This is a genomic window from Pseudoalteromonas sp. 78C3 (assembly GCF_002836695.1).
Classification (GTDB): domain Bacteria; phylum Pseudomonadota; class Gammaproteobacteria; order Enterobacterales; family Alteromonadaceae; genus Pseudoalteromonas; species Pseudoalteromonas arctica.
Genome location: NZ_PJAV01000033.1, coordinates 1 through 1,668, shown reverse-complemented (window position 1 = coordinate 1,668; position 1,668 = coordinate 1). Strand labels below are relative to the sequence as shown.

Sequence of the window (1,668 nt, the reverse complement as noted above, 5' to 3'; positions counted from 1 at the left end):
TGAATTAATTGAAGCTCCATTTCTTCAATTTTTGCGTTTCTTTTAGAAATACCAAACATATAAAAACCTTAAGGAGTAAATTAGTACAAAAATTAGCAAATTAATGTGATATCAATATGTAGCTGTACTGTAAATATAAGCTTTAAATAACCTTTCGGCTAATATTTAATATCTTATATATATATGCTTTATAAATAGTTTTTTTATTTTATAAATGTTAAGTAGTATTTTCTTCTAATTAACATTTTAAAAACCTAATAAAACCACTAATTTATGCATGACTCTGTACTTTTTTTAACTTAAAATAGCGCCCTCACAGACTACCCTCTCACACCAAAATTTAAGCATACACATAATATTTCCTATTCAAGATCTATTGTGCAGTTTCATTTTTAAAATTAAACCTTAAGGGATCATCTATGACATCAGATGTAACGTCGGCATCTAGTCAACTTAACAGAACCGCTATTTTACTCGTATTAGCGCTAGGCACATTTATCTTAGGATTATCTGAGTTTTCGATGATGCCTATGCTGCCACTAATTAGCGAAACATTTGGCTCAACGCCATCACAAAGTGGCTATGCAATTAGTGCTTACGCCATTGGTGTTGTAGTGGGCGCCCCTATTTTAATGCTTACCACTGCTAATATGAGAAAGCGCAAAGCATTGCTCATATTTATAAGCTTAATGTTTGTCTCAAACGGATTAAGCGCGATGGCAACGTCGCTTGAGCAGCTTGTAATATTTAGATTTTTAAGTGGTTTACCTCATGGTGCATATTTTGGCGCGGCTATTTTATTAGCATCGGATATTGCCCCAAAAGGTAAGCGTGCTAGCTTTATGTCTAAGGTGTTTATGGGTTTAACTGTGGCCACTATTGTTGGTGTGCCTGTTGTAACACTTGTGGGTCAAAACCTTAGTTGGCGGTACTGTTTAGCCGGCGCTGCAGTGCTTGCATTTATTGCTTTTATTTTTGTTTACAAAGTAGTTCCAAATATAGATAACGCTAAGCCTTCTAACTTACTAAACGAGTTTGGCGTACTTAAAAACAAACTGGTTTGGTCTATTTTGGGTATTGTAATTATTGGCTTTGGCGGGGTGTTTTGTATTTATACTTACATTGCCGACACCATATTAGTGGTAACAAAAACAGCCCCGTATACTATTTCTATCGCAATGGTAATGTTTGGTATTGGTTGTACGCTCGGTAACTATGTACTGGGTAAAGCTGCCGATAAATCAGCAATTAAAACGACTGGCCTTGCGCTTGTATGTACCATTGTATTTGCCTTTGCTTATGTAACGGCAAGCCATAATATTTGGGCTCTTTACGCAGTGATCTTCTTTATTGGTTGCAGTGTGGGCTTGGCTACGCTGATTCAAACGCTTTTAATGGACGTCGCACCCGAAGGTCACGCTATGATTGGTGCCTTAGTACAGTGCGCATTTAATACTGCCAATGCTATTGGTCCTTGGGTTGGCGGAATAGCAATAGCGCAAGGTGCTGCACCTAATCAAACAGGTTACGTAGCAGCTGCATTATTTTTAGGTGGTTTGGGTATGTGGCTACTAAGTTACTTACAACTAAATAAACAGCAACCAACAGCGCAAGCCACTAATTAACTTGAGTTCAGATTAATTTAAAATACAAAAAGAGCCGCTAATT

At 36.9% G+C, this 1,668-nt stretch carries 1 protein-coding gene; it reads left to right on the top strand.

Annotated features, from left to right (window positions below):
- Positions 1-419 precede the first annotated feature (419 nt).
- Complete coding sequence (locus tag CXF76_RS00665) at positions 420-1,625, top strand: MFS transporter (protein WP_007581242.1); 1,206 nt, start codon at positions 420-422, stop codon at positions 1,623-1,625.
- Positions 1,626-1,668: the final 43 nt, after the last annotated feature.